This window comes from Rhodospirillaceae bacterium, from assembly GCA_016722635.1.
In the GTDB taxonomy this organism is placed as follows: Bacteria; Pseudomonadota; Alphaproteobacteria; order JAEUKQ01; family JAEUKQ01; genus JAEUKQ01.
Window position 1 is genome coordinate 28,388 of sequence record JADKIX010000005.1, and the last position, 22,116, is coordinate 50,503.

Below are 22,116 nucleotides of genomic sequence, written 5' to 3' on the forward strand. Positions count from 1 at the left end.
AAAAACTGAACAAACAAATTTGAAGGTTCCAGTGATACTTAATATTGACCAATTTCCTTAATGACTGACAGAATATTGCGCTCTAACTGACGAAAACATTCGTTTGGTAATTCATCAGTATTTTTTTCGAGCTTATTATAGTTAAATTCTGCCCCCTTGGTAAAAAAGCCGTCGAACCAAATTGTCCAGTCTATCACATCAGCGTTATTTTCTAATAATTCCACTAAAAATTGGCCACATGTCCAGTTCGGAAAAGCCCATGGTTCTAAATTATGCATCTCATTTTTATTATATTCTTCCCAGGTTTTATTAAAAGATGATGTAAACAACGTGAAAGGCTGCTCACAAGTATCTTTAAGAGCTCGATTTACCTTTAAAATACGTTTAAATGGCTGGTATTCATATGTATCACTTAACCAACCATCAGTCCAAATGACCATCATTAAAGCTTTATTGTTCTTATACTGAAAAGGTGGATCATTTGGGTCTTGTTGATCCTGTCGAAGCTTATCTGATTCCTTCTCAGAGAGAGAAAGTTTATAAAAGTCCAAGCAGGTTAGCTTATCCAAGTCATAGATGATTGACTGGGCTTGGGAGGTAAAGGATGGTAAAAAGAAAGCAAAGAATAACAAAAGTAGGCTAAATATCTTACGCATTATTCTACCTCTTAATGATGGAACACTTAATAGTGGAAATTAGGACAGATAATAAAAAGAAAACTGTTTTGATATCAGCACCCATTTATAAAATTGTGAAGTAAATTTATTTTTATAACCTTATCTTAATTAATTTAGGGCTATACCAGATAAGGGTAAATTCGGATTTGAAGCACCTGGTCCGTTACTGTGTTTTTGGTAAGCATTACCTGCAGCAGTCAATCTATTAGCTTTGGGAAGTTTAGCAGCTTCTAAGAGTTGTTGGTTAGAAAAAGGTATATCCCGTCTTGTAAATTTAAATTTCTGAGTCTTACCTGTACTGGAAGTAAAATACGGTTGTGGTGATGATTGTATAGTTCCTATATTGTTCTGTAAAGGGGTTCGTGAGGAGTTGGGTGTAGTGGCCTGTTGGCCAGGGGTTACCGTACTTTGGGGGTTGGCAAGATTGGCTTGGCCAGGGTTAAGGAGTTATTCGGGTTGGCTAGTTGATTGCCGGGGTTAAGGGGTTGATTGCCAATGTTGTTACCGGGCGTGACAGCGCCAGGATTAAGGGCAGTGGCGGGATTTCCTGGTGATCACAGCGGACAAAAAGGGCAGCCAAGCTGCCCTTTCGTTAAACGCATTGCCTCACATTTATCAAGCATCCTTAAAGGTTTTTCCACCTCGCTTTCGGCCAACAAATCTTGACTTGGTCCCATGTTTGGCATCCTAATTGATAAATATGAAGGCTTTTTATTAGTTCTAAATCTTTTTTATTATTTCTAATTTTTTCTATTTCTTCGATTAGAGAATTTTCAATTTCATTGTTATTATGGCTTTTAAACAAATCAACAATTTGTTGAATAGACATAGATCGTCCTTTTTCATCACCTTCTAAAAGATGGACTCAAACGATAAGAGTTCCAGAAAATAATAGTTTATTAGGTATCTTTTCTTCAAATATTTTAGACTTCTCCTTCTACTCATTTAAAACTTAATAATTCTGGGGTAAGCTGTAAAATATAATATTCTCCATCACCCTGCTTTCTAATACCCATCCTTGTTTTAGGTATTCTTCAAAGTTTTGGCTCCCCCCTGTGATCCCAAACTGTCAATTGCGTATTATCTGGTGTGAATGATAATACTAATGAAGTTTGCTTTGAGTAATCATTGATTATTATTCTTTGCTTTATCAAATTTTTTAATTCCAAAGAATCCGCATGGTCACAGGTATTTCTTGATGTATTTTGAAGAGTTGCTGCGGGTTGAATAAGCGTTAAAATTTCTTCATTTTCAAAAGAGCTAACTAATTAATAAAGTTTGAAATTCTGTTCGGATCATTAGCCCGTTGTAATAATGCTTGTCTTTTAAAAGATCTGACATGGCCACCCTTATAATTTGGTAATATTGGGGTTCCATTTATTCATAAATAGATGCCAATGATCTTGGTATTTGGTTGTACAGTTCCTATATTGTTCTGTAAAGGGGTTTTTGAGGAGTTGGGTGTAGTGGCCTGTTGGCCAGGGGTTACCGTACTTTGGGGGTTGGCAAGATTGGCTTGGCCAGGGGTTAAGGAGTTATTCGGGTTGGCTAGTTGATTGCCGGGGTTAAGGGGTTGATTGCCAATGTTGTTACCGGGCGTGACAGCGCCCGGATTCAGGGCAGTGGCGGGATTGCCTGGGGTTGTGATATTCCCTGAGGTTGTGCTCCTGGGGTTGCCGTGGCAAGCCATTGCCTGGATTGGTGGGGATATTGGTATTGCCCTGGCTTGGGTGGATATTGAGGTTGGGGTTGGAGTGACCGATAGCGCATTATGGCCAGGGAACCGGGGCGGGGCTTGGGTAAGTTTATGTCCGATTATGAAGTCCAACAACATCTGCACATTTGGGGGTGCGCCGAGTTCAGCGGCGAGTTGGCTGGCACCAGCGCCAGCGCCAGCGGCCAACATGGCCGGGAAGCCCCCAAGGGCAGCATAGGGTAAAGCGGAAGCTGTTTGGTAAAATATACGCCCCCTGCGGTTTCTGCCTCAACCCTGGGATCCACCGGAGATGGAATTGCGGATATCCTCAAAACCCGTAAAGGAACGAATTCTTCCCAATGACGGAGGCGGCATTTCCATTAATCTTCGACCAGCCCTGTTGCCGCCAGTTAAGGCTAGGACCCCACTTACCACTATGCCGGGGCAAGTTTATCCAACATATCGGGGGTGAGGAAGCCGGGATTGGGCTGGCCAGGACTTACCAGGCGGTCTAAGGTGTCATCGCTTTGGTCGATACGGAAGAATTGCAAACTGTTCCAAGTTTGCAGCAGTTGGGGATAAGAGATTTGGTGGGTTTGATAAAGCTTGAGCAATTGGTTTAAAAGGGAGAGGAAGTGGACGGTGGCGGGACGGCTGTCCATGAAGCCAGCGGTGCCTTCTTCTGGTAAGCCCAAGGCTTTAGGGTCTTGACCCGTCATTTGCACGAGAAGATTACGGATGGCATTGCTCATATATTTGTCATCTTGACGGTCACGGTGAGGAAGGCGGCCAAAGCCGGATCGATATGAAGGGCTTTGGCAAGGTATTGATCACCGGGAGGTAAAGATAAAGCGCCCATTTCAGGATCATGGGGCCAGCTGTTGCAATTGCTCTGGGGTGAGGCCCAAGAAAGCGGCAATCAGCTTTTCAGCCTTCGTATCATGACGTTGGCCATATTGCGTCCGTGGTGAGGGGAAGCCGGGATACATTACCTGGCAAGAGTTGATCGCGGTCGGGCTTAGGATCTGACCATGCCGAACGCCTTCGATTCAGGGGTTTGGGAAGACGGGGCAGAGCAGCCAGGCTTGGGGAAGCGAAAGCGCCATCGCCGGGGGTAAGGCGCAGTTGTTGGTTCAGTTGCTCAGTTGTTAAAGAAATGATGCGGAGGTTTTGGGGAACGTTGTTCTGGGGGTCAGCCGAGAGTTGGGCCAATTCATCGCGCCGCGCTTGGATCAAGGGCTGCAGCCTGGCTTGCACCATCTGATCGGGATGATGGGCGGCTTGGTATTCGAAGGTTTTAAGGTCATCTTGCAATTGCCGCAGGGCGATGATCCGCTGGGCGGTTTGCTGCCCCAAGATGGTGGGGTCTTTGCTATCCGGGACGGGCGGCAAGGTTGGGGAAGTGAGGAGGTTATAGAGGCGGTTGTGGGGATCGGCGGCCCCGCCTAATTGCCAATCGGGCAAGAGGGTGGAGGCTGCAAAATTATGGGCTAACACCTCATCCGGCAATTGGGCAGCTAAGGATGGGTTGGTTTGCCAGGCTTCTGCTAAGCGTTGGCTGAACTTCAAGCCATCCCGGCCGTGGATCAGGCGGTTGAGGGCAGGCTTGGCGGATTTGGGGACAATCCCGGTTAAGCGGAAGAGATCAGGTAAGGTACCGGATAATTGTTGATCGCTGTCTTTGCCATGATTAAGAAGGAAATGGTAATCCGCGGCTTGCAGATCATCTTGGTTATGAGGATCAAGGGGTTGATCCTTAAACCCCTGCTGGATACGGTCCAAATAAGCTTGATGCTTGGCGCTTTGGGTGACGGCATGGGCGCTTAATTGTGACAATAGATTAAGGGTGTGTTGGGGTAAGGCTTGGGTCAATTCCAGATCAGCCAGCTCAGAGGGGGATAATTGCCCGGCCTTGGCCAGATAATCCTGGGATTTGCTGAACCAGTTCTTGAGGCGGTTGCCGGTCTGTTGCAACAAGGCTTGTTGCTGTTGGCGTTGGTGATCAAGCGGCAGGGAATGCAAGCGGCGCTCGGCCCGTTGCTCAAGCCGTTGGCGGTCTTGTGGGTTTAAGCCCACCAGCAAGGGATTGGTATGCAAGGCTTGGGCGATGCTATGGGGGGCGTTGTTCAATAACAGGTTAGCCTGGTCTTGGGCTAAGGAACGTTTAAAGCTATCGCCTAAGCGTTCGGCATCCTCCCCGGGGATAATCCCCTCATCCCTAGCGTCTTGCAGTAATTGCAATCCCTTATGCAGATGCCAGGCTTGCTGTTGGGGCAGGGTGGCCGAGGAGGCAAGGGTTTGATGTTTTTGCAACAATTGGGGTACATGGCTGGCGGCTGATTGGTTAACCCCTGCGGCCTCATCAGCTTGTTTCTGCAAGGCCAAGCTGTGGGTTAACAAATCCGCATCCTCCAGCACCTGGCCGGGCAGATATTTGCTGGTGGGCAGCTTCTTGCCCTGCATCATATGATCTAACATCCAGGCATGGGCGTTGATCAAGGTTGCGGCAGGCTTGGGGGTTAAGGCGGGCAAGGGCGAATGCAGCGTGAAATCATCCATGCCCCCCTCATCCATCCCTGCATCAAAGCCGGTATGACCCCACCCCGCCGCCTGCCCCCACCCGCTATTGAGGCTAAGGCTGATGCCGTTCGGGTTAAAGGGCGAATCCTTAGCCTCCCCCCAGCCTTTAGTTGCCGGATCATCCTCTCCTCGGTATTTTATACGTTCCTTAAACTCACCCATCCCTACCTCCACTCCGTTATTTGAAAATACTTGAATAGGACTGCCATTGAAATCAACATATGTTCATTATATGTTCTTGTTGATGACACAGTTTTTTAAAAGAAAAATCCCCTGCCTTCGTCATGATAAGTCTAAGGAAGATCAGGAATTATAAAAATGCTATGACGATACTCTTCCTGAACAGCTTGATTAAAAGCCTAGCCATCCATGGTGGTGATCTGCGGCACAATGGCCAATATCGTCATCGGCAAGGGTTGCCGCTGCCGCACCATCAGGCGTGCCACACGGTCCCAGCCTTTCGGGAAAATCACCCGCTTATCCCCGCTAAATAACGGGGGGCTTTGATCCATAGGCATGCCGCTGTCGCGGAAAGGTATATCTTCCAAATAATGGGGGTCAAACCCCAAACTGCCGCCCAAACTATCCAACAATTTAACGGTTGCGCGGGTAATCCGCTTGGGTTTACCTTGGGCTGACCCTTCGGCCGATCCTGCCTCGAGATCAAGGGTTTCCAGGACACTTTCATATGGCAAGCCAATATGGATCAGCCGGGCGGGGCGATCCAACGTTACCTGGCCGCCGGGTTCCACGGTTTTATCGGGGTGGGTGCCGCCATCGGCGAGTATCTGCACCCTTTGCCCCACCAAATGGTCAAGCCCTCGAATATGCAGGGTTGCCGCCCCTTCATAAGTCAAGCCGCAATCTACAAAAAAGGCGCTTTTGGTGTCGGTTGAATGATTGGGCAAAAATTCGCTTTCCATGACCTCAATCATCTGTTGCCCCTCATCCCCTACCCCGCGTTTAACCGCCAGCCATAATTCATCCTGGCTAATACCGGCAATGGTCGCTATCGACATAACCCGCACATTCTGCCCCCCCAACCCGTGGCGGTGCCAACCCACCACCTCCTGCTCACGTAAATAGGTTAGCCCCAGCAAGCCGCCATCCGCCAATGTTACCCACAATACCGCCCAGGGTTCCTGTTGAAAGGCAATTTCTGTAATGCCGCCTTGTGTCAAATGGCGGGAGAGCAAGGTCATTTCAGGGGCGGCCAGCCCGTCACTGTCCAGGCTGTAGGCGCTTTCATATAATTTGCGCCCCGCCCGCTGCACAAACAGCACCGCTTGGTTAATCCGCACCGCCATTTGGTCAGCCGAACCCACCGTGCTTTCCCGCCGCACCGTGATATTATCAGGCGTCAAGGCTTCATTGAGGGTGGAGGCACGCACCGAAAACTCACCACCCACCGTGCCGACCGCTAAGGTTTTGCCAGCACTTAACCAGCGGATGGCGTTGACCCGGTCATCCGAGATGGTAAAATTCAGGGAATTATCTGCTAGCACCTTGCTGTCACGGGTGGATGGCGCGAAATTTTCATAATCACCCGCCATCGAGGCCCACAAGGTTTGCGGTTGTTTGCGCGTGCCTGCAAAAAACAACCGTTCCTCATAAAAGGTGACGCAGGATGGCCAGCCATTCCCCTCATCCCACGCCCCTAACCGCCAATTTTTGGTGGCCGTTACCGCATTAAAATTACCTTTAACGGTTGCCGTCACCACCTTGGAACTGGTGACCGCGGTGATTTTGGCCCAACCCCAAATATCGGCATGTTGCAACCGCACCATCCGGCCCACATCGGTTGGCACAAACACATCGTTCGTGGCAGTGATCGTGGTGGCGCCGCTAGTCGCCGCGGGTTGCAGCGTGGTGTCACTGATATTGATTTCCCTATAAGGCCCATCGCTGCTTTCAAGGGGCGTCAATTGCCAATTGGTATGGCTCAGGCGCGATAATTTATGCGGCTGATACAGCGGGTGGCATAGATAGAGCACATCCGCCGATTGCGCCCATTTTAGCCCCGCCAAATGCTCGGCCTTGTAAGGTGTTGCGATCTCAACCGGTATGCTCGGCATGGCTTCAATGCGGCCGCGGTCTTTATAAAAGCGGAAATAATTGCCCCCGGCTTCAATCATATAGGCCTGGGTGGTTGAATATTCAAAAGGGATCAGCCGCATTGGCCCCATATTTTTGGCCAGCGCCACAAAGCGTGTGCCCGGGCGGCGGGTGGCCGCCCCTTGCGGCAGCGGGATAAAGTTTAACAGGGTGCGGCAGGCATTTTGGTATTTGGGCAAATCCACCCGCCCATACAGGCTGGGCGACCATTCGCCCGCATTAAAGGTTGCAAAAATCGGTGATATACGCGGCATAAGACCCCCTTGATGTTCATCGGCTATGTTAGCGGCGGCTGTGCAGCCATTCATCGGCCTCAATCATATCGGCACGGCCCTCTTGCGCGTCCATGGCACGCGCTTCCTGCAGGACTTCGCGGTAATGGCTGCGCATGGTTTCAATGCGGCTGGCGCTTTCGGTTAAATTGCCCGCCAAATACATGGATAGGCGGGCGGAAATCGCCTCGGCCAGCAACGGGTCAAACTGGTTTGGATCCAAGACCTGGCCGATATAGAGCAGCTGTAAGGGCGGCGGGTAATCGGTTAGCAAGCGGCGCCCTTCAATCCGGTAATCATCACCTGCTATCACCTGATATACCCGTAAACAAGCCGCTGGCTCAGGCCCCGTTGGCAATTGATACTGGAAGCGGTAGCCAAACATTGGCACCGTGGCCAAGGCTGGCAATAAAGCGCGGCACATGGCTGAATTCCAAGGATAGGCGCGTAGCACCGTATCGCGCACCCCTTCATAATTACGTTGGCACAGACGAGCGGCCTTGCTGTCATCAGCCAGCGAAGTGATGGGATCAGCCCCCAATAAATCGAGCGCCCGGTTACAAATGGCAACAATGGATAAAGACATGGAACCTCCCTATATAATGCGGTTAGGATGGGATCGTTAAGGATTGGCTGTTTTATAAAAACTGTTATCAAGCCGCCTTGTTTTTTTCAAAGGATGATAGGCATGATGGCATCACCAGCACATTAAAATGCACGCAACAGGCAAAATCACATGGATCAGCAACCCACCTCTGCGCAGGCTGGTAGCAAACCTGCCTCAACCGTTACCCCAACCGCCAAAATGGATGTATCAGAATATCTTCGCAACCGGGCGGTGGTCAGGCGGTCAACCCCCATCACCAGCAAGGCGAACCTTTAAACAACTGGCAAAAAGCCGCCCACCTTTGTCCGAGTGGCATCAAGGCTTCTTATCCCTGCCTGCCCCTCTCATCCTTAACTGTCCAACATCCCGTTGATATTGTGCTGCATCCCGTGCTATCCTGCCGGTGCTTTACCGATGTTAATGGCCAAGCAAGGATACGAAATCAGGCAAAGATAGATGAGCAAGCAAGAAAAACCACCCATCAGCCCGCATTGGCGGCGGCTGGATAAAAGCAGCAGTGTTGTGGGCCGCGCTTCCCGCAGGCCAGCTGCCGCAATTTCCCGCACGGACACAATAACCCCGCCTAAACCAACCTTGCCCAGCGATCAGGCGGATAAAGCCCCATCCATACCACAACCTTTGCCAGCTGCAGCATCAAAGCGAAATCCTATTTTATCAGATCAGCCATTCTGGCAATATATTCCGGTGTTTTCATCCCTCATTCCCCTATGGCTACGGATGTCGAAATGGGTCATGAACAGTTTTGTGAAAGACGAAGCAAAACCGGCCACCCAACCCCAAAACAACGATGCATATGATCAGCTGCTGGCCAAATTATGGGTCAAGATAAAAGCGATTTTGTTTTGGGGGACAGGGGCTTTTCTGGTCATTTTACCATTTCGTTGGATATTTGGCCAATTTGACTTGATGAAAAAATCGATAGTGGGTGGTGTATCCAGCCACCTGGATACCCAAAAACCCTCTGCTATCCCTTCCTGGATCAAGCAAATCCTACTGATTGTATTTGGCACCCTTTTATTACCGCTGTACCTGCGGGAGAAACTTATATGGGGCATGTTTCGGGGCCTATGGTTTGTCACCAAACAAACCTTTCTTTTTGGTACGCGCTTGTGCCTGTGTTTCCCCTTGGCCGTATTTTTGGCCATCCTGCTAATTGGCCCCGACTGGCTGGCCCCTGACGGATACCCTAACCCAATCGATTATTCCGACATGGATCAATGGTTGCGGGCGGTTGAACGGGCAGACCGTTTACGGATCAATAGTTTTTAAAAGTTAAAATTTTTATGTGCTGCCTGAAGGTTTGGTCATGATATCGTCAAGATATATGGGAACATAATAAAAACGAATAGATGGGGCAGTTTCCTGCCCCACCCCGTTATTCCGACCACTTAATCGAGCGTGTAAAACAATTGCAAGCGTAAGACCCCACCAACCGGCAAGGCATCAGCGCCCACCGTGATGATCACGATTTCTTCCCCAGTTAAGGCTTCGCCCACATTTTGGGTGTTGCCAAACAAGGTTGGGATGTCGGTCACGGTTAAGGTGGTAGCTGCCTGATATTTGGCGGGGTTACCGCTAATACCCACCGCCAGGGTGCTGATACCAAGCGCGGTATCGCTGGTCAACACGCCGTAAAGCAGGCGGGCGCCACGCGGCAAGAACCCCGCCTCAATCACATCGCCGATGCCTTGGCCGATGAGCGTGATTTTTTCATTAAAACAGCGCACCCGACCGCCCACATCCCCTACTTCAGGCATGGTTTGCGGCCGTAAATTACGCAATTTGTTCATCTGATATCCATATGATTTTGCCATAATCCCTCTACTCCTTACAGGCGATTTCGATGATTTTTTGCTCTTCCATCCGGCTGGCCCCGCAAGATAAGCAGGCATAGACATAGGTGGAGAAGCTTTTATCGGGACGCGGGGCAATTTGGCCCTGCATATCCTGGCCAACCGCCACCAGCAAGCCATTTTGCGCCCAGGCGATTACCTGCCTGTCCCCCGCCCCATCTTTAGGCAAGCGCTGCGTGGTGATGAACTTAAAGCCCATGAAACTGTCAATCTGCCCCTGAACCAAGGCTTTCACCGTATTGTAATCGGATGATTTAACCTCGGTCGTGTTCAGCAAATTGGTGATTTGCCGGGCCGTGACCGCAATATAACGCGGCTCATCGGGGTCAACCTCGGCAGAGTCAAGCTTTTCCTTGGCCTCGAATAATTTGGCCAAAGTCAGGCCAGTGGCGCCCACCGCAATCTTCTGCGATGCGGGCAAGGGCACAATCACAGAGCCGTTTTTACCGGTGTAAGACGTGCCCAAGGCCGCATCAATAATCACATCATCCATCCGCCTGCCGAGCGACCACATGGCCGATTGCAGGTAATTGGATGCCGGATCAACCAGTAAGCGGACTTTATCGGGTTTATCCACCATATCGCCCCATTCAAAATCACGCTGGTTGACCCGACGTCTGCTGTGCGGCGTGGAAATCAACGGGCTATCACCGTGGCGGGCGGTTTTTTCCTGGGCTTCGGTGGCACCGATTTGGTCGAAATAACATTCCTCACCGGTTAGGGATTCCTGCCGTACCAGGGCGCGCAAGCGCGAACCCTTTTGCTGCACCAGATACTGCAAGGTGCTGCTATATTGCTTCACAAAAGCTGTATCAACTTGAAAACTCATATATACCTCCAGAGCATGGGTTAAAAGGAAAATCATTGCTCAGAGGGGGTGCCCAGCCGGGCTGGACCCATCCTGGATAATTGCGCCCATCCTTGGGGGTTGAACCCATTTTATGGGTAATCCCGGGCGGCCTGCTTTCAGGCGGTCAGCGGAACCGGTCACTGGCGGCCGGTGTCTCCGCAAATATCAAGGCCAGTGAAACTTTGGATATTGATCAAAGGATCAATGAAAGGGGGAAGTGGAAGGTGGTGGTGTTAGGGCAAATGAAAAAAGGGAGAACCCTGTTTTAATAATGAAAGCGGCATTGGTAGATGACTAGGCCATCACTCGTTACTTCATAAACCAAGCGATGTTCTTTAGTTATGCGTCTAGCCCACTTGCCACTTAATTCGTATTTTAAAGGTTCTGGATGGCCTATGCCAGTATATGGATGATCAATAATATCCTCAATCAATAATTTAATCTTTTTGATTTTTTGAGGGTTATTTTTCTTCCAGTATTCCCAATGTTTATCGCCATCCTCCGTAAAAACTATCCTCACAAATCAGCCAAATTTTTAACAATTACTTTTCCCTGCTTCAATTGCTCCATACTTTTAAATAATTCTTCAGCATTAGCAGGGCTACTTAACAAATAAGTAGTTGTGTCGTGTTTAATCTTATACTTGGCATCTTTTACATACTGCCTGATTTTAGGCAGAATATTTTCAACCTTCTTTAAGATTTCTAATGCAGAAATTTTTTTAGCTTCAATGGATAAATCTTTAAAAGATTTGCTAATGGCAAACATTTCATAAGACACCCAATTTGTATATGATTGAACTTGGGTATTTGATGTTTCTGATGAAATATCAGCTTCATCTTGCATTATTTTAAAAGCAGGAGAAGTAGAAGCCGCTCCATAAGCAGCCTCTTCAATATGGATATAGAATTGGCTATTATTTAGATCCATGTTTTTTCTCCTCTTCATCATGCAACTTCATCTGCTCATTTAAAAGCTTTAAAGTTTGTCTCATAATTTCTGGTGAAAGAAATATCTTGGCTATGGATATTGCCTCCAAGGGCTGCTCTTCATTTTCAGTCTGACCAGAAATCGGAGTGTTAACACCCAATACGGACTGACCAAATATAAGATGCATTTCGTATTTATTACGCACCAATAAAACTTGATTAGCAAACAGGGTTGGCATATCTGCTTTAATTCTCCAATTTACTGGCCTTACCGCAGGAGAATTCAGTTCATTTTTAGATTTCTTCAATTGTTTGGCAGCCATAATAAATTCCTTTTTACTCAACTATTATAAGCAATAAATAATCAATAAAATAAAAAGAATCAATTGTTTCTCATTTAGTAGAATCCTTAAATTATTCTTAACCTAATTAACTTCCTACCTATCCCCTAACATCATCCGGTGTAAATCTTGCATGCGGCCAATCGCGAATTCATGTTCAGGGTGGCTTTTATCCAGCCATTTTTTGCTGAATTCCCCATCCCCCTGTAACCTCGCAATTTCCGCGCGCGCCTGGCTGCCGGACACATTGCCCTGCCCGCGCCCGCTGCCCCCTGCCATGCTGTCTTCACCCAAATGTTTGCCAATGCGGTGGAACATCCGCAGCATTTGCGGGCCGCCGATGGCTTGCTCCAAACTTTGCAGCATGTCGGGATTATCCGCAAACAACCGTGCTGCCCGGCGGGCGGTGGTCAAATTGGCATCATAAGATGGCCCCCATTCCTGCTCCAGATGATGCTCCAACTGCTGGCGTTTGGCATCAAGCTGCTGGCTTTGCATTTTCTCACCCTGCTGCATATATTGCACGAAGGTGTCATGCAAAGCCGCCGCCTGGCGCCCCGTTAAACCGGCTTGATGCGCCGCTTGCTTATACCAACCCGCCAACTCCTCATTATAGGTACCAGCCTCACTGGGTTTTTTCAGCTCATAGCCATCAGGTTTTTGGGGCCTGCCCAATTTATTCCACAGTTGTGCCCAATCCTCAGCCTTGGCTTCCTTACCCGGAATGGCCACTTTCTCCGACCCAATCGCCCGTTCGGCATGCATATAGGCTTTGGCCAAATCATTGGGGCTGCGATAGCCCTTGACCTGCACCAATTGGCGGGCATCCTGGTCTAAATTCTGCACCCAATCTGTTGCTTGCACAGCCGTGGTGGTTGAAGGGGAAGCGGCGGTTGGGTTGGCCGCAACTGGCGCGGCATTGGCTGTCATATCGTTCATACTTCATAATTCCTTTGTAGTTGAATGAAATCATCGGCAGTTAAGCCCAGCATTTCCATAATATGTAAAAAAACATCCCTGGCCCCTTCATTAAAGGCGGTTTGATGGGGGTCGTTGGCGGTAAAACTTGTATGGCGCACCTGGCAATACACCGCCAAATCAGCCAGGATCATTTTACTTCTCGCCTGGTTGGGATCCAGGCAATGTTGGTAAGCCTCAGCCACCGCCATCGATTGCTGCGGGCCAAATAGGCGTTGTAGCCAAGCGGCCCCTGATTTTCTGGGTTGAACCATTATCGTATCCTTTCCTGAAAATGGATGATTATCATGAAACCGGCATCGGCATTTCCTGATCCGGTGGTTCGGCCATGGCCATATCCAGCTGATCAGCTACCTCTTTCACCGGTAAGCCTGCCTGCGACAAGTCACGCATGGCCCCGGCCATTGGCTTAGCCGCCGCCAACATCGATTGCATGCTTTGTTGTTGCCCGCGGCTGGCACGCAACTCCTCCACAGCTTGCGGGTCACGCAGGATACGGGCGGGTGCCCCGAACGCATCCAAAATGGCGCGGGCATAGGCATCGGCATCAATATTATCCATGATGGTGGGATCAAGTTGCGCCAAGGGTGATAAAGCCTCAACCGCCCGTAAAATCGCCGTACCTTCACTGGATTTTTGCGCCCGGGCTAAGGGCGAGACATATTCCACCCGTAATTTCAGCAAATCCTGCATCACCGGCGGTGACGGGGGGAATGCCCCGGCCCGCACCATCATATTAAACTGGCGGCTGATTAAGGGATCCAGGAATTCGCATTGCAAGCGCCCAAGATGCGGGCCCATCAGGCGCAATTTTTCTTCCTGCCGCACCAACACCTCGGTCGCGGTTTGGTTGGGTTGCTGCACGAGGAGCATGAGGGAGTGGAAAAAGGCTTCGCGGATGGCACCCCGCCGCTGTTCTTCAATTTCAAGCCCCAAATTCAAATTGCCACCGGTCAATAACGGCTCATATAACCGGCGGCCATTGGCATCCAACCCGCCATAAATGATCCCACCCGGGCTGGTGCGGATACCGCGCACCGCATTTTCATCGGTTGCCAGCAGGGGTGGGTCAACCGCCTTCTGCGCGCCAACGATCATGGTTTTGGACATGGTGTTGAGCATTTTCACATCCGGCAAGGCAAGCATCGCCGGGCTGTCCCCGTAAACGCCACGGGAACGGGTTGACCAGCGCGGCACCATATAAGGGAATTCATGGAACCCCCCCTCCGCCAGTAAAATCTTTTCCTCCAAATTCACGTAGAAACTGGCCCAGTTCTTACCTTTGGCATCGAAGCGCTGCCGGTCAATATCCTCCCGTGGCATCACGCCATGCAGGAAGGTGAATTTACGGTCTGGCTCTTTTTCAGCCGCTTTCATGATTTTCTCGCCGCAGGTTTTTCCCCAACGTTGCAAGGCTTGCCGGGCCGTCCAGGAAAATTTGCGGATGACGGTATCGATATCGCCCCAATCATTTTCGGCAATAAAACATTCCATCAAGGGGCGGCAGGAATAATGGACGGCGTTTTGCCCAACCGCCTCCTCCACATAAAAAATACCGGTGCCGAAAGACACCAAATCAGCGTATAAATCCATGACACGGCTATAAAAACGGCCGCCATGGGCTGAAAAGGCATCACGCATGCGGCGACTGGCATTATCCAGCCAACGGCGTGCTGTGAATTCCTGATTAAGCGCCGGATCTTGCGCTTGCAGGCTGAACCATTCATTGGCGGAATTGGTAATCATGCCCCACAGGCCTGCCGCCAATTGCTCGGCTGCTAAGGAAGCCGTGCCGTCATATTGTTTTTGCAGGCGTTTTTCCCCCGCCTGACGCGGAAAAACCCCATTGCCCAGGGTAAAATCGGCCCGCATCGGGTTAACCAATTCGGCAATTTCCTGCCAATGTTGTTCAAGCGGCATCCTTTCGGCCGCCAGTTGTTCTTGCCGCCGGATAAGTTCCAAGGCGCGCTGTTCGGGAACTGCCATATTTTATTCCCCCAACAATTTTTTGGTATAACTGGGGGCCGCCCCTAAAACAGTTTCATCCGCCGAAAGTAAGGTTGATGAACGCCCTTTGGCCAGGCGCGCGCGGCGCCTTTCCTCCTCCATCGCCGCTAAAACATCCGCATCCGACCGTTGTGGTGCTTCGGGAAGTTTTGGTGGTTTCGGTGTTTTAAATGGTCCTTTGCACATATTTTTTCTCCCATGAAAAAAGAATGAAGTCTTCCTGGTTTTTTCCGTACTTTCGCAAAACGGCTTCGGGCTCTGCCCCCAAATATTTCAGCCAGCGATGAACCACTGGCCTATCCGCAATCGCCATACATTCCGCCCGGTGCGCGTGCTTTGATAAAATAAAGGGAATGAATTGGCGGCGGAGGTGACGGGTCACCTTGGCCCCAACCGCAGGCCAATCGTCCGTCGCAAACAGCCAGACCGACCATACGCCCGGCCACATTTCAACCGCACCGAAGGCGGCAACGGGCGTATGGTCATGGCTGAGCGCCAATTGCCCAAAATTGGTGCCTTCATAGAGCTGCTGGGCAAATTCCTGCTCATCCTGCCGCCAGCGGGTGGCAAAAATCTCGCGCCGGTCATCTCTGCGCATATGCTGGACAACATATGCAAGGCTTGGCAAATGAAGCGGTTGGAACATGCTGTGCCCCTGAAAAAGATAAAATGAAAATTGTTGGGTAAAATAGCAGGCAGGCCATGGGCAAACCGAAACACCCGCCACCGCAGCCAAATGAATAATCAGGATATTTTTGAAAATATCATGGCCCTGAAGACAGATAAGGGCATCATCCGTTGCCTGGCAAAACGGTGCTTAGCTGATGAATGATTGATTTCAATTGCAGAAGGTCGATTGGCATAGGATGGATTGCTTGGCCGCACGTATTCTTGACCTGGGTCATGTAAACTTGGGAAATTGAAAAACCGGGGATTGGGCAAAAAAAAACCAACACTCGTTAAAGTGTTGGTTCAACCTCTTCCCTGATAACATACGGTATACGTGTAAAAACTGCCTATTTATATTTATAATGTTCTTTAAACATCATACTTTCACGATACCCACCTTTATTACCAATGTCAATAAAAAAAATAAGGCATGTTTTATTGTTGCATTAAAAACTTAAAAAATTGCTGACCGTAAATATATCAGCCTGTTACGTGGCATTTGTAATAACTTATTTTTCATCAATTACCAGCATCATAAAGCTCCTTCCCTAAAAATGTGGTGGTGTTAGTATAGGGAATTTTCTTGCTTTTTCAAATATTGCTAGCCTTTGATAAAAAAATGAGCCAAATATTCCAACCAACGCAACGGGATGGCGCTTAAGGTACTGGGCCACAAGGTTAAACCGCCCTACACATTAAGGATGGCGGATGAAATTATCCCTACCGAATGTTCCCCTGGTTAGCAGCCATAATCAACGGATAGATGAAAAATTTGTTGCAATAATTGTTGCGCCAACAATTCGGGGCGCACCCCTTGCACCGGCCATTTGCAACCTTGCTGGCTGGGTAATCCCGATTGCTGGCGCTTGTGAATGACATTCCCCGGTCCTTGGATAAAGCTTTCAAGCATGACATAGCTCCCCCCGCCTTGTTCCACCATCTGTCCAATCATCACCCCCCTTAATTGCTGCTGGTTTTGATCTATAATGGCTGCAAAACCGTAAGGACAAATTTCCTTAAATTTTTGTCCTGGCCCCAATTCCATGAGATTAGATGTTTTCCTACAATAATAACCCATGACAACAACCGCTTGGTCAACCTGTTGGCGGGTGATGGCCAGCGGCAGCTGATTCATATAAGACCAATTTTCTGGCCCAATCAATTTTTGCAACTGCTGCTGCCAATCTTCACCCCATATTGCCTGGAAGGACTGATGACCCTTAGAAATTCCCGGATCAGGCGATTGGGCGGCGGCGGGATAGGATGCCATCAGGCAAAAACAGCGAAGCCACAGAAGAACCCTAGATATTTTGATCATTCTTATCTTTTCCCCTTTGCCTGTTACCGATAAAAAATATTTCGCAGGATATACCAAAAGCCATAATCATGCCATAATCATCCGGTAATGATTTGTATGATGACCATTAAAAGGACTTTTTAGCTGTGAAAAATATTCCGCCCATCGTTTTACTACTTCTATCCTGTTTTTATTTCCCACAACCAGCCAGCGCTTGTGAACCATCCCCTGCAGGGCTTCCTGCCCTTGATGCGTATATAGGCCATCCCTCCAACCACCGCATCCAAGCCCAATCACTGTCCTTCACTTTATTCGATGTAGCATCTTTCCAAATTTCCGCCAAATTTGCAGGCGATGACGGATGTATAGTGGCCGCAAAGATCAGCGAATTAGATGAAGGTGATCATTTCCCGATTGTTGCCAAAATTGGCAATTGGTTGGTCGGGCAAAGTTACGGTTGTGACCATGATGGTTGTTATGATGTAGGCATGATTGCCTATAACACCGTTTCCGGTGAGATCGGTGGATGCTTGATGGATGGCAAACAGGCCTATGACGGGGATTCGCCTTTTAAAATACCCGGTGAGAATCTGGTCATCTTCGGCTCAAAAGATGGCGGATATATGATCAACCTTAATCTTGGGAACACCAGTCAACTGCCCGGATATGTGTATGGTTGCGGCTCCCCCACTCAGGATGCCCAACAGATTTTAACCCGTTGGCAATTCTTTGACCAAATCATGGCGCTGTCCAACCGGTTGGGCAAATAATTTTGAGGTGCTTGATCACATGATAGGAATTCGTTTTTATTTTGTTTTTATATTGGCTTTCGCTTTGCCTTTGATTAAAGTCCAGGGCCAAAATGTCAGCGCCAGTTGTGAATATGTAGGCGAATCTGCAGGCCAGCGGCAATATGATTGTAATTTAGGGGCAGCAACCATTGCCGATTGGGTGGGGTATTATCCCGGAGATATGAGAAGATTGGGTGCACAAGGCCAACAGGTGAATTTTTACCAATTCCTCCTGGGCCAGCCGGAACTTTTTGAAAATATTCCTGAACCCGACCTTGCTTACTTGCGGCAGCAGTTGCAGCAACAAGCGGATGATTTGGTGCGGCAAATCCATACAGCCGACTTGTACCCTAAAATCACCCAAGTGCAAGATTGGGTGATCGTCCAAAGTTATCGCTGTGATCCCAACATGTGCGTTGATTTATCGGTTTTGATGGTTGATACCACGAACCAACATATCACTGTTTGTATCCTTTCCCTACCCTCTACCCTCATTTCCCTAAGCTCCCTGACCCCTGCCCTGATTGGGGAACTGGCAGTGCAAATCTTCACCTCATTTCCAGATAGGAAGGGATACAGCTTTTCAAGGCCCATGCAGGAATTGCGACAAGAACCAGGATATGCTTGCGGCAACCCCAGCCATAATCCCTCACTAATCCTTAAAAATTTGCAAATGCTTGAAAAAAACTTGATTGAGCACGATCCCCATCATCCATAAAAATTCAGGAGTAGATCATGATGCAGCTCGCCTCTTTTTTTAGCCTTTTTCTTCTATCCGTTGGTTAAGAAGAATAGGTTTAACTTTACTTTTATTAATGGCGTCAATTCCCTCCCCCGTGTTTGCGGACGAATATTACACCCTCAGTGGCTGGGTGGGGCAAAATCCTTTCGCAGGCACGGGAAATAAGCAGGGGAAAATCTTATATGAAGATCCGCAATTCAAGGCGATTTTTTTACATTTGCTTGAGGCAAATATGCCTCCCCTAATGGCAGAACAATTATGGCAAAGCATCTTGAAGCAAGATTCTTACGCGCAAGTGGTGAAAGTTGATAATTTTGTCCTGGTGATGGGATTTAATTGCAGATGGCAAGGCTGCCCGGAACATCATGTCTTTTTTTACGAAGAAATTGGCGATGGCGCCCGGGTAGGTATCTGCACCTCTGTTTTAGAGCCAGCGAGTGCCAGTCAAGATCAGAACGGTGTCATTGCACAAAAATTCCGCCAGCGCTTGCAATTTTATGGTTCTGGCTGGCCGGGATCGGTTGATATCCGTTTTTCCCCACTAGCCGCCTTTCCTGATATGCGCGGCAGGTTCTCACCTACCCCCGGCGGCAGGGGTTGCTTCGGCAGTGGCCTTCCCACCCCCAACCCTGCAACCGCTTTGCAAATATGGCAAGAAATAGGACAAAAAATGCAATTAGGGTTACCGTAGAAGTAAGGTTTCTTATCTCCATTATCCCTCCATAATAACCTCAGCAAAGATACGGCGATATTTATCGTTAAAATGGAAAATAGTGTTTGGTCGCCGGTGGTTAATGCTGCATCGAATATAGGCTATTTACTGTTCTTTAGTCAATCGGTCCCGGTTGAGGAGGCCGATTTACAATTGGCCTTTCTTTTCCATAAATTTTTCAAGCTGTTCCAACCGGTTGGCAATGGGCGGATGGCTGTTGGTATACATAACCATAAACCCGTATCTGGGGCGATATTCAATCTGGCTAATATCTTCAAAAAATTCTCGTAACCCGGCCGCATAGCCCAGTTCAGCCGAAAAACGGTCGGCACGGAATTCCACGCGTCGGCTGTTTAAAGAAACAATGAACCAGGCTATCCCTTCAATCATCTTGCTAACCCCTGCCAATAACATAAAGGGCAGCAAGGCCATTAGGATAAAGCCACTGATAGCACCCTCACTATCATCGTTATCATCCTTTTTTCTTTTCTTCGGTGGTTCATCCGCCATAAAAATAGCGACAATGCCCCCGAATATCCGTGCTAACAAATTAATCCCCCGCATTGCCATTAGCAGCGCCGAGTCACCATGGTATAAATGGCCCAATTCATGCCCGATCACCGCGGCAATTTGGTCATCATCGCTTGCCAAAAGCCCCTGGGTCAAAATAAGGGTGGAATGGCCCAGGGCCTGCGCTTGGGGTATGGGATCATCGATAATATATAATTTGACTTTTTTGTTTTTCCCTGTCCTTTGCCGGTAGCGGCGCATGATTTCCTGCATCAAGGGCTGCAAGCGTTCTTTTTCCCTTTTAACCAGCCGACGCATGGGGAAAAACAGGCGCGAAAACCACTCATTTAATGGCGAGGCGCCAATAACCGCTAAAATGACAATAACAGCAATGGACATGCCCATCCACCATAATGGGCCAAATTGAGCTTCAAAGGATGATCTTGGCAATATTTTATCGCCCTGCGATACCCCTATGACGAAACATCCTATCTGCCAAACAAACAGCCAGTTGGCAAAAGCAGTCACGGTAATAGCAAAATAACGCATGGGTTACCCCTGTTCTTGTAATATATTGCTTAAAGAAAGGCGAAGTTTATATAGCTTATGATCACTTTTCGTTACCATCACTGCCTCACCAAGCTTCAGCCGTTTTATTTCATCCGGCTGGATAACGTAATCCCGAACCCGGCGGACCCCATCCTGGCTATCTAACCAAGTTAGCTGATATTTTTCCTTCATCCCGATCACTTCAACCAACATCCGGGCATCATCTGGGTTATTCTGCCGCTGGATGATATAATTGTTGCAATTGGCAATCACCTGACTTAATAGATAATCCCTGTATTCAGGCTGGGAACGCGCAATATCGCCAAGGCTTTGCGCGGTTACAACCATATTAAAGCCAGCGGCCCGGGATTGATTCAATAAACCAATTAATGGCGGGCCCGCTAAGGGGCCCAGTTCATCAACAATCACAAAGAAATTGTCTTTGATGGTTTTTTGTAATTGTTGGGCGGCAAAGGCTTTTAGATCGCTTAAGATCAATTGCATCAATTTGGATAAAATCGCTGGCATGTCCAAGCTTGGTAAACTGAAACAGATCACCGCCCCCTGCTGAATGGCTTGAGGAATTACCAAATGGCTGGGATTTGGGGGCGATGTCGATTGCTGAGACGGCCCTGATGAACGGAAAACATGGCCAATCTGGGAATGAACCAGCCCCTGCAGGTGCCGCTGAACCTCTTCAAGCGTTTCTGGCGGAATCAATGGCTCTTCCGCTGGTTGATTAAACTGGATTACCCTGCCATCCCGGGAAGCAGGTTTTTGCTCCTGCAGCAGTTTCTTTAAAACCCCTGGGCGGATGTAGGTAGAAATTTCGCCTAGGTTGGGTTGCATCCCCAACCACTCAAAAACAGAAAACATGAACGCTAAATAGTTTAAAACTGCCTGGTCAGCCGCCAAACCGCTGTCCAGCAATAAGGCTAACCGTTCGGCCTTTGCTGAAAAACCACCTGTGATAAAAGGATGATAGGTTGTCAGGGTATGAATGCCTATAACGTAACAAGGACGGCCTGATTTTTTGGCGTAGCTTGCAATATTATCCACCAAAACACGGTCGCCTTTGCCATCCATATAAAGGATCGGTTTTGCCCGGTTAATGGCGCTTTCCATGATCATGCAGGAAAGATTGGTTTTACCGCTTCCGGTCGTTCCCAAGATGAGGGTATGGGTATTCGCTTGCAGGTCTGTTAAATAAACAGCTGCGCCCGAATTTTTATCTTTGCCAATGAACGTACGGCCCGAATCTTCGATCGGTTTAGCGGCGCCAACCTGATTGTTGCTGGCGCGGGCGGTAAATAATTGGGGTGGCACCAACAGGTTTTCCGTGACCGCTTTCCCGTGAAACAGCCATCGCCAAGGCCGATGGGTATAAAATTCCCAGATTAACAGCATAAGACCCGTACACAAGAAGGCAATTGGGATAAATTCTATCCAATTCCTGGTATCTTGCATCCAAACCCAGAACCCTTTTCCCCATAAACTTACCCAAATTTTGGCCAGCTGGATTTTGCCTTGGAACAATTTATCTAAGCTAAACCCTGCCAAGGCCTGTTCATAGGCAATCCCAACCCGTTTTAACGGGGCAGCCAGCCACTGCCATTTCAAAACCCAGCCTATGCGCCAAAGACCCGTAACAAAGGCCAAAGCAATAAAAAACACCCCCCCTCCATAGCGGACATGCAAGAAACGGCTTCCTATAAAAAGCAGCAATGTCATCAGAAAACCAAGGGGCCCGGCAATAGCTAGGACAGCGCCCAGCATTCCCACCATCAACACTCCCCCAAGTAGGTTATAAAAAAAACGGATGCTGAAAAATGACGACATTCTGAACCTATGCCAAAGCCAGTACGCAGGAAAAGCGGTGATTAGAAAAAGCTATTTCATCTTAATAAGCGCTGGGCGCTT

The 22,116-nt window shown here is 48.7% G+C and carries 25 protein-coding genes; 5 read left to right on the forward strand and 20 right to left on the reverse strand.

Translation table 11 applies throughout. The features are described 5' to 3' along the window. Positions 1-38: 38 nt before the first annotated feature. The 7 genes from IPP67_03300 to IPP67_03330 all read right to left on the reverse strand — a co-directional run bounded on the left by IPP67_03300 (position 39) and on the right by IPP67_03330 (position 7,926). Complete coding sequence (locus IPP67_03300; protein ID MBL0338212.1) at positions 39-656, reverse strand: hypothetical protein; 618 nt, start codon at positions 654-656, stop codon at positions 39-41. Between the two features lie 646 nt (positions 657-1,302). Further along, complete coding sequence (locus tag IPP67_03305) at positions 1,303-1,506, reverse strand: hypothetical protein (protein ID MBL0338213.1); 204 nt, start codon at positions 1,504-1,506, stop codon at positions 1,303-1,305. Positions 1,507-2,058: 552 nt separating this feature from the next. Then, entirely contained in the window at positions 2,059-2,583 is a 525-nt protein-coding gene (locus IPP67_03310; GenBank protein ID MBL0338214.1) for a hypothetical protein, read from the reverse strand. A gap of 224 nt (positions 2,584-2,807) precedes the next feature. Continuing rightward, the gene (locus IPP67_03315) at positions 2,808-3,125 is read right to left on the reverse strand and encodes a hypothetical protein (protein ID MBL0338215.1); all 318 of its coding nucleotides are present in this window, start codon (positions 3,123-3,125) and stop codon (positions 2,808-2,810) included. A gap of 187 nt (positions 3,126-3,312) precedes the next feature. Continuing rightward, complete coding sequence (locus tag IPP67_03320; protein ID MBL0338216.1) at positions 3,313-5,115, reverse strand: hypothetical protein; 1,803 nt, start codon at positions 5,113-5,115, stop codon at positions 3,313-3,315. 197 nt (positions 5,116-5,312) lie between these two features. Next, positions 5,313-7,322: a hypothetical protein gene (locus IPP67_03325; GenBank protein MBL0338217.1), complete on the reverse strand. Its 2,010-nt coding sequence runs from the start codon at positions 7,320-7,322 to the stop codon at positions 5,313-5,315. Between the two features lie 28 nt (positions 7,323-7,350). Then, a complete protein-coding gene (locus IPP67_03330; GenBank protein ID MBL0338218.1) occupies positions 7,351-7,926 on the reverse strand; it encodes a hypothetical protein in 576 nt (191 codons plus the stop codon). A 150-nt stretch (positions 7,927-8,076) separates the two neighbouring features. On the opposite strand from IPP67_03330, the gene IPP67_03335 reads away from it, so the two are divergent. Continuing rightward, the gene (locus IPP67_03335) at positions 8,077-8,223 is read left to right on the forward strand and encodes a hypothetical protein (protein MBL0338219.1); all 147 of its coding nucleotides are present in this window, start codon (positions 8,077-8,079) and stop codon (positions 8,221-8,223) included. A gap of 180 nt (positions 8,224-8,403) precedes the next feature. Further along, entirely contained in the window at positions 8,404-9,237 is an 834-nt protein-coding gene (locus IPP67_03340) for a hypothetical protein (GenBank protein ID MBL0338220.1), read from the forward strand. A 119-nt stretch (positions 9,238-9,356) separates the two neighbouring features. Here IPP67_03340 and IPP67_03345 read toward each other — a convergent pair whose 3' ends face one another. The 11 genes from IPP67_03345 to IPP67_03395 form a co-directional block, all read right to left on the reverse strand. After that, positions 9,357-9,782 (reverse strand): hypothetical protein, encoded by a 426-nt coding sequence (locus tag IPP67_03345; protein ID MBL0338221.1) that lies wholly within the window; start codon positions 9,780-9,782, stop codon positions 9,357-9,359. 7 nt (positions 9,783-9,789) lie between these two features. Next, on the reverse strand, positions 9,790-10,650 hold the full coding sequence (locus IPP67_03350; GenBank protein MBL0338222.1) for a hypothetical protein: 861 nt from the start codon (positions 10,648-10,650) through the stop codon (positions 9,790-9,792). A 286-nt stretch (positions 10,651-10,936) separates the two neighbouring features. Then, positions 10,937-11,191, reverse strand: coding sequence for a Txe/YoeB family addiction module toxin (locus tag IPP67_03355; protein MBL0338223.1), 255 nt, complete (start codon positions 11,189-11,191; stop codon positions 10,937-10,939). Next, positions 11,188-11,601 (reverse strand): hypothetical protein, encoded by a 414-nt coding sequence (locus tag IPP67_03360; protein ID MBL0338224.1) that lies wholly within the window; start codon positions 11,599-11,601, stop codon positions 11,188-11,190. The genes IPP67_03355 and IPP67_03360 overlap by 4 nt, the downstream gene beginning before the upstream one ends. Next, entirely contained in the window at positions 11,588-11,923 is a 336-nt protein-coding gene (locus IPP67_03365) for a hypothetical protein (GenBank protein MBL0338225.1), read from the reverse strand. The genes IPP67_03360 and IPP67_03365 overlap by 14 nt, the downstream gene beginning before the upstream one ends. Positions 11,924-12,037: 114 nt before the next feature. Beyond that, positions 12,038-12,880: a hypothetical protein gene (locus IPP67_03370; GenBank protein ID MBL0338226.1), complete on the reverse strand. Its 843-nt coding sequence runs from the start codon at positions 12,878-12,880 to the stop codon at positions 12,038-12,040. Further along, positions 12,877-13,173 (reverse strand): hypothetical protein, encoded by a 297-nt coding sequence (locus tag IPP67_03375; GenBank protein MBL0338227.1) that lies wholly within the window; start codon positions 13,171-13,173, stop codon positions 12,877-12,879. Before IPP67_03375 ends, IPP67_03370 begins: the two co-directional genes overlap by 4 nt. A gap of 31 nt (positions 13,174-13,204) precedes the next feature. Then, positions 13,205-14,905: a head-tail connector protein gene (locus IPP67_03380; GenBank protein MBL0338228.1), complete on the reverse strand. Its 1,701-nt coding sequence runs from the start codon at positions 14,903-14,905 to the stop codon at positions 13,205-13,207. A 3-nt stretch (positions 14,906-14,908) separates the two neighbouring features. Further along, positions 14,909-15,112 (reverse strand): hypothetical protein, encoded by a 204-nt coding sequence (locus tag IPP67_03385; protein MBL0338229.1) that lies wholly within the window; start codon positions 15,110-15,112, stop codon positions 14,909-14,911. After that, positions 15,093-15,572, reverse strand: a complete 480-nt coding sequence (locus IPP67_03390) for a hypothetical protein (protein MBL0338230.1) — start codon at positions 15,570-15,572, stop codon at positions 15,093-15,095. Before IPP67_03390 ends, IPP67_03385 begins: the two co-directional genes overlap by 20 nt. Before the next feature lie 762 nt (positions 15,573-16,334). Continuing rightward, on the reverse strand, positions 16,335-16,913 hold the full coding sequence (locus IPP67_03395) for a hypothetical protein (GenBank protein ID MBL0338231.1): 579 nt from the start codon (positions 16,911-16,913) through the stop codon (positions 16,335-16,337). A 125-nt stretch (positions 16,914-17,038) separates the two neighbouring features. Here IPP67_03395 and IPP67_03400 point away from each other — a divergent pair, with 125 nt between their 5' ends. From IPP67_03400 to IPP67_03410, 3 genes are all read left to right on the forward strand, one after another. After that, positions 17,039-17,662, forward strand: a complete 624-nt coding sequence (locus IPP67_03400) for a hypothetical protein (protein ID MBL0338232.1) — start codon at positions 17,039-17,041, stop codon at positions 17,660-17,662. Between the two features lie 19 nt (positions 17,663-17,681). Continuing rightward, on the forward strand, positions 17,682-18,401 hold the full coding sequence (locus IPP67_03405) for a hypothetical protein (GenBank protein MBL0338233.1): 720 nt from the start codon (positions 17,682-17,684) through the stop codon (positions 18,399-18,401). A 97-nt stretch (positions 18,402-18,498) separates the two neighbouring features. Then, positions 18,499-19,116, forward strand: a complete 618-nt coding sequence (locus IPP67_03410; GenBank protein ID MBL0338234.1) for a hypothetical protein — start codon at positions 18,499-18,501, stop codon at positions 19,114-19,116. Positions 19,117-19,284: 168 nt separating this feature from the next. Here IPP67_03410 and IPP67_03415 read toward each other — a convergent pair whose 3' ends face one another. Together IPP67_03415 and IPP67_03420 are read right to left on the reverse strand one after the other, a co-directional pair. Then, positions 19,285-20,196 (reverse strand): M48 family metalloprotease, encoded by a 912-nt coding sequence (locus tag IPP67_03415; GenBank protein MBL0338235.1) that lies wholly within the window; start codon positions 20,194-20,196, stop codon positions 19,285-19,287. 3 nt (positions 20,197-20,199) lie between these two features. After that, on the reverse strand, positions 20,200-22,035 hold the full coding sequence (locus tag IPP67_03420) for a type IV secretion system DNA-binding domain-containing protein (GenBank protein ID MBL0338236.1): 1,836 nt from the start codon (positions 22,033-22,035) through the stop codon (positions 20,200-20,202). Positions 22,036-22,116: the final 81 nt, after the last annotated feature.

Coding starts and splice junctions, on each gene's coding strand:
- IPP67_03325 (MBL0338217.1), bottom strand. CDS start 7,322: ATGCCGCGTATATCACCGATTTTTGCAACCTTTAATGCGGGCGAATGG.
- IPP67_03345 (MBL0338221.1), bottom strand. CDS start 9,782: ATGGCAAAATCATATGGATATCAGATGAACAAATTGCGTAATTTACGG.
- IPP67_03305 (MBL0338213.1), bottom strand. CDS start 1,506: ATGTCTATTCAACAAATTGTTGATTTGTTTAAAAGCCATAATAACAAT.
- IPP67_03310 (MBL0338214.1), bottom strand. CDS start 2,583: ATGTTGGCCGCTGGCGCTGGCGCTGGTGCCAGCCAACTCGCCGCTGAA.
- IPP67_03350 (MBL0338222.1), bottom strand. CDS start 10,650: ATGAGTTTTCAAGTTGATACAGCTTTTGTGAAGCAATATAGCAGCACC.
- IPP67_03420 (MBL0338236.1), bottom strand. CDS start 22,035: ATGTCGTCATTTTTCAGCATCCGTTTTTTTTATAACCTACTTGGGGGA.
- IPP67_03375 (MBL0338227.1), bottom strand. CDS start 13,173: ATGGTTCAACCCAGAAAATCAGGGGCCGCTTGGCTACAACGCCTATTT.
- IPP67_03390 (MBL0338230.1), bottom strand. CDS start 15,572: ATGTTCCAACCGCTTCATTTGCCAAGCCTTGCATATGTTGTCCAGCAT.
- IPP67_03320 (MBL0338216.1), bottom strand. CDS start 5,115: ATGGGTGAGTTTAAGGAACGTATAAAATACCGAGGAGAGGATGATCCG.
- IPP67_03370 (MBL0338226.1), bottom strand. CDS start 12,880: ATGAACGATATGACAGCCAATGCCGCGCCAGTTGCGGCCAACCCAACC.
- IPP67_03330 (MBL0338218.1), bottom strand. CDS start 7,926: ATGTCTTTATCCATTGTTGCCATTTGTAACCGGGCGCTCGATTTATTG.
- IPP67_03380 (MBL0338228.1), bottom strand. CDS start 14,905: ATGGCAGTTCCCGAACAGCGCGCCTTGGAACTTATCCGGCGGCAAGAA.
- IPP67_03300 (MBL0338212.1), bottom strand. CDS start 656: ATGCGTAAGATATTTAGCCTACTTTTGTTATTCTTTGCTTTCTTTTTA.
- IPP67_03405 (MBL0338233.1), top strand. CDS start 17,682: ATGATAGGAATTCGTTTTTATTTTGTTTTTATATTGGCTTTCGCTTTG.
- IPP67_03410 (MBL0338234.1), top strand. CDS start 18,499: ATGGCGTCAATTCCCTCCCCCGTGTTTGCGGACGAATATTACACCCTC.
- IPP67_03385 (MBL0338229.1), bottom strand. CDS start 15,112: ATGTGCAAAGGACCATTTAAAACACCGAAACCACCAAAACTTCCCGAA.
- IPP67_03315 (MBL0338215.1), bottom strand. CDS start 3,125: ATGAGCAATGCCATCCGTAATCTTCTCGTGCAAATGACGGGTCAAGAC.
- IPP67_03415 (MBL0338235.1), bottom strand. CDS start 20,196: ATGCGTTATTTTGCTATTACCGTGACTGCTTTTGCCAACTGGCTGTTT.
- IPP67_03340 (MBL0338220.1), top strand. CDS start 8,404: ATGAGCAAGCAAGAAAAACCACCCATCAGCCCGCATTGGCGGCGGCTG.
- IPP67_03360 (MBL0338224.1), bottom strand. CDS start 11,601: ATGGATCTAAATAATAGCCAATTCTATATCCATATTGAAGAGGCTGCT.
- IPP67_03335 (MBL0338219.1), top strand. CDS start 8,077: ATGGATCAGCAACCCACCTCTGCGCAGGCTGGTAGCAAACCTGCCTCA.
- IPP67_03395 (MBL0338231.1), bottom strand. CDS start 16,913: ATGATCAAAATATCTAGGGTTCTTCTGTGGCTTCGCTGTTTTTGCCTG.
- IPP67_03365 (MBL0338225.1), bottom strand. CDS start 11,923: ATGGCTGCCAAACAATTGAAGAAATCTAAAAATGAACTGAATTCTCCT.